This is a genomic window from Anoxybacillus sp. ST70 (assembly GCF_019553625.1).
Classification (GTDB): Bacteria; Bacillota; Bacilli; order Bacillales; family Anoxybacillaceae; genus Anoxybacillus; species Anoxybacillus gonensis.
This window is the reverse complement of record NZ_JAHZOF010000055.1, coordinates 1-244: the sequence shown is the minus strand read 5'-3', so window position 1 is coordinate 244 and position 244 is coordinate 1. Positions and strand designations below refer to the sequence as shown.

At 47.5% G+C, this 244-nt stretch carries 1 pseudogene; it reads left to right on the top strand.

The features are described from left to right. Positions 1-244 (top strand): annotated as a pseudogene (locus tag K1I43_RS15570) (DUF6444 domain-containing protein); the annotation flags it as partial.

The window sequence follows — 244 nt, the reverse complement described above, 5'->3', positions numbered from 1 at the left end:
AAACAGCTCATTCATCAACTCATTCAAGAAAATGAACATTTGCGTCAAGAAAACAAACAGCTACGCAAAGAAAATGAACAACTCAAGCATCGCGTTCAAGAGCTGGAAGCACGCACGAAAAAAAAAACAGCTCCAATAGCCATTTGCCCCCATCTTCTGACCGTTTTGAGAAAAGCGTTCCTCCCGCGAGCCGTCTGGCAAAAAGCCTGGTGGGCAAGAGGGACATGAGGGGACGACGCTCCGT